The sequence below is a fragment of the Novosphingobium beihaiense genome (assembly GCF_022832375.1).
GTDB classification, from domain to species: domain Bacteria; phylum Pseudomonadota; class Alphaproteobacteria; order Sphingomonadales; family Sphingomonadaceae; genus Novosphingobium; species Novosphingobium beihaiensis.
The window spans coordinates 1-4,334 of the sequence record NZ_JALHLG010000079.1; the positions used below are offsets into that span (position 1 = coordinate 1).

Annotated in this window: 2 protein-coding genes; one reads left to right on the forward strand and one right to left on the reverse strand. The window is 63.1% G+C overall.

Annotated elements, in window-relative coordinates; all coding sequences use genetic code 11:
• Positions 1-399: 399 nt before the first annotated feature.
• Positions 400-3,084: a TonB-dependent receptor gene (locus MTR66_RS20815; RefSeq protein WP_243924603.1), complete on the reverse strand. Its 2,685-nt coding sequence runs from the start codon at positions 3,082-3,084 to the stop codon at positions 400-402.
• Between the two features lie 388 nt (positions 3,085-3,472).
• Between MTR66_RS20815 and MTR66_RS20820 the strand changes: the two genes are divergently transcribed.
• Positions 3,473-3,934 (forward strand): hypothetical protein, encoded by a 462-nt coding sequence (locus MTR66_RS20820; protein WP_243924605.1) that lies wholly within the window; start codon positions 3,473-3,475, stop codon positions 3,932-3,934.
• Positions 3,935-4,334 lie beyond the last annotated feature (400 nt).

Sequence of the window (4,334 nt, forward strand, 5' to 3'; positions counted from 1 at the left end):
GGTGGCGGCCGTGACCGCGGCCCGCGCCGCGACCGTGGCGGCGATGGCGACAACGGCGGTGGCGATCCCAACCACATGCCCGCGTTCCTGAAGGAAGACTGAGCCTTCGCCAGACGCGAAACAAGGAAAAGGGCTGCGCCACGGCGCGGCCCTTTTTCGTTCGGCAGAGCCGGATAGGGATGTCTCCCGTGTGCTCACTCCCCTGAAGGGGAGAGATACGCAGGCTTGGCGGCTTGTCCGCCTAGCCGGAGTTGAGAGGGGGGGCGTGTGTGTATTCCCCTCTCCCAACCCTCTCCCCTGAAGGGGAGAGGGCTTATCAATGAAGGGTGTCGATCCCAGGCTTTCCTGTCGGCCGGGAAGCGGAGTTTCCCGCTCCACGGCCGGGCAGGCGTTCGCCGGTTACATCGCGTAAGTCAGGTTGAGCAGATAAGTCCGCCCGGTTTCGACATAGCCGCCCTTGCGGTCCACCGAGAGCATGGACTTGCTCTCACCCGCCGTGCTCCAGAAATTGTGCGCGTCGAGCACGTTCTGGACGGCGGCCCCGACCGTGAAGCGCGGCGTGATCGCGTAGTTCGCAAAGAGGTTCATCGTCGAGACCGGCTGGATATAAGTGTCCGGCTGCGAGGAGCGCAGATCGTACAGCTTGTTGCCGGTGTAGGAGTACGTCAGCGCCGCCGATGCCGGGCCGTGGTTGTAGAACAGCTCGGCATTGAACGTGACCTGCGGTGCCTGCGGCATGCGCTGGCGGCGGTTTTCTCCGGCGACGATGAGGCCGGCATCGGCGCGTTGCAAGGTCAGGTTGCCCTGCACGCCCAGCCCGTCGAACAGGCCGGGAAGGCCCTTGAAGCTGTACCGGCCGAACAGTTCCACGCCGTAGACCTTGCCCTTGGCGCTGGTATTGAGGGTGGAGACTTCGACACCGTCGGGAGAGATCGTGTCGTTGCTCCAGATGTTCCAGTCGCCGCTGGCATTGGTCGTGCCGGTGGAGAACAGGACATGGTTGAGCCGCTTGTAGTAGAGCGAGGCCGAAATCATGTCCGATCCCGCGCCCTTGTGTTCGACCGAGAAGTCGAAGTTCCAGGCTTCGGTCGCCTGAAGGTCCGGGTTCGGCTGGAAGATATAGTTCAGATTGCCGTCTTCGTCGTAGCCGCGTTCGGTGGGGCCCAGGAGAAGATCGAAAGCCGGGCGCGAATAGCTCTTGCGGGCCGAGAAGCGCAGCACCGTCCTGTCGCCCGGGCGGTAGGAGGCGATCAGGCTGGGGAGCAGTTCGTTGTAGCTGCGCGAACTGGTGGTGAAGCCGGAATTGTCGCCGTTGTCGGCCCAGTATGTGCCCTTGAACGTATTGTGTTCGAAGCGGACACCCGGATAGAGCGTCAGGCCGCCGAACTTCAAGGTGGCCAGCGCATAGCCGCTGAGCCTGCGTTCCACGCCGCGCAGGCGGTTTTCCTCCAGCAGAACCGGGTCGATGCCGGGCAGTTTGGAAAGCGAAAGGTCGTGTGCCTGCTTCTCGATCCAGTTGGTGTCGATCATGTAGATCGGCACTTGCGCGGCATCGTTCATGAAGCCGTTCAGGACTTCGCCGGGAACCGCATTCAGCGCCTGGCCTTCGCCGTCTGCAAAATCGTATTGCAGGGCGCCGTCGCTGCCCAGGCTGTTGGCATAGTGCGTGGCGCTTTCGAACTTGCCGCCGGCCTGCAGGGAAACCAGTCCTTCGTCCGCCATGTGCCATGCCGCGTCGAATGCGCCTTCCCAGCGGCGCTCCCAGGTGTTCTCGAACTGGGACGTGACATAGGCCTGTTTGAAAGTGGAAAGGTCCGTCAGCGCGGCGCGGGCGGCATCGTCCAGCACCACTTGCGGGGCCTTGGGGTTCGCCCGGCCGGTTTCGAGCCGGTACGTCGCCATGCCGTTGGCGTCGTAGGCGGCATAGGCCGGGCTGCCGAATTTCGACTGGATGCGCAGCGGATAGTCCTGCGTGCCCTTCGAATAGGCGGCGTGATAGTTCAGCGTCAGGTCACCCACACGGGTTTCGCCGCCGAGCTTTGAGGAAAACAGGCTCTGGTTGGAGTGTTCGGTGCGGAAGTAATAGGTCGCGCCCGGGCCGTAGAGCGCGAGGAAGCCGTTGGCGTCGTAATACTGATCGCCATCCTCATCGACCGGATTGGGGTTCGCGGCGGCGGGAACCTGGTCAACCTGACGGATGGCGGTCTGGTCCATCCAGCTTTTCAGGCGGTATTCGCCGTAAGTCGTGCGCGAATAGAGGGTGGTGGAATCGCTCTTCCATTCAAGGTTCAGCGAGCCGCCAAAGCGCTCGATCCGGCTGCGGAAGAGGTTCCACTCGACCCCGCGCGGGGTAAGATTGTCGAGGTTCTCGCGCTCGCGGCCCGGGATGGCGTTGTTGATCTTGACGTAGTCCTTGTGGAACGCGGTCGATTCGCTCAGCACGTTCTTCTTGCCGTAGTAGGCGGACGCGAAGATGCCGAAATTGCCGAAGGTCTGCGCCGTTTCGAGCTGGACCGTGCCGCCCCAGGGATCCTGATCGCGCGCGGCGGCGCGTCCGGCGACCTGGCCCTGCGCGCGGATCTGGAAATGGTGCGCGGGCAGTTCGAAGGGCGAAGCCGTGCGCAGATCGACGATACCAGCGATCGCATCGCCGTCCTCGGCGGCGGTCGGGGCCTTTTCGACGCGGACTTGCGAGATGCCGAAAGGCGAAAGCAGGTTCAGCGAGATGGCGCGGGTGCGCGCGTCCGTCTGCGCCAGGCGCACGCCGTTGAATTCGTAAGCGTTGTAGGCGGTATCGAGGCCGCGAATCGAAAGGTACTGCGCCTCGCCGGTCGCCGCGGCATTGCGCGACTGATCGACCGAGGAGTTGAGGCCGGGGAGGCGGCCCAGCAAGTCGGCCAGGTTCGGCTGCGGCTGCGCGCGCAGTTCCTCGCCGGAGACGATAGTGGTCAACGACGTGGCATTGATGGCATCGTCCTGCGCCGTGACAATCGCGGTTTCGCGCTGCCCGCTCACGACGATGTCACCCGATGTGCCGGCATCGTCCGCCGCCCGCGCCTGGCCAGGAAAAGATAGCGCTATCATGCTGCAGCCGAAGGCAAGCTGCAGAACGCGTTGGTTCAATTTCGTCATACGACCCCTTGATCATGTTGGATTACGCGGACATCCGCGCCGGGGCGGCAGATAATGATATACGATTGCAGTCCTTGGACGCATTCGTGAACCTTCCATGTCGGTCCACGGGGTATGATCTCAGAGAGAGGGGGAGGCGCCCGGTCTTTCCCCTCTGGCCAAATCCGCAAGAGACGGCGCTGCTCGCGGGCCTGTGGAGAGGGCTGGCCACGCTCTCTCGTATCGCCATCGCCGCGGGTCATTCACGATTGGCCGCAGCTATGTCTCGTTTCGAGAACGGATGCGCGATGGGTTCCCGTGGCTGATTGACCGGGAAGCTGCTGCCGATCATGGTTGCCAAATGCTTAAACGATTCCTCGCCTTCTCGCCGCTGCTGCTCGCAGCCGTTCCCGCCGCCGCCGAAGCACGGCCGCAGGACTATGCCGAAGGGCAGGTCTGGCAATATGCCACCCGCGCGCAGGACGCGGGCTCGCTGGTGAAGATCCAGCGCATCGAGATGAAGGACGGACGCCCGGTCTATCACGTCAGCGTGACCGGTGCACATTTCTCCGGCGTGCCGGAAACCAGCGTGCTGGAGCATCTGCCGGTATCGGAAGAAACGCTCGACGCCAGCGTGACCCGGCGCGTCCGCAGCACGCGGGCCTTCGCCAATATCGCAATCGACGGGGATATCGCCGAATGGCACGCCATGAACGGCGGCGTGCTCAAAGGCCCGCTGGCCCAGGTGCTGAGCGATGTGGATGCCATGCTGACCGCGCAAGCGGCACCGGCAGTGCGTCCGGTATCGGTGGTCAGCAGCTAGGCTCAGGACCTGTTAATCACGCCATCGAGGCGCCCAAATGGCGAACATATCGAACCAAAGGGCCCGCCGGGAAGGCTGGTTGCCTTTCCAAGGGCGTTTTGGTTCGAGATGGAAGCCATTTGGGCGTCCCGAAGGGATTTGACCAAAATGGCCCATGGCTGCGTCAAGAAGCCTTGAAATATCGACATATTCCTGCGCCTTCTTTCCTGGCCATGAGCCATTTTGCCTCAAACCTCGATGGCGTGATTAACAGGTCCTGAGCCTAGGAAACTTCGGAGCGGGTTCCGGCGGCAGTATGGAAGTATAGTCCGCCGTTCGGATCGTGCACGCCGCGAACCGCCGGGCTTCCGAAACGGGAGCGCGGTGGGTCTGGCTGAGATCCGGTTTTCCGGCACGATGG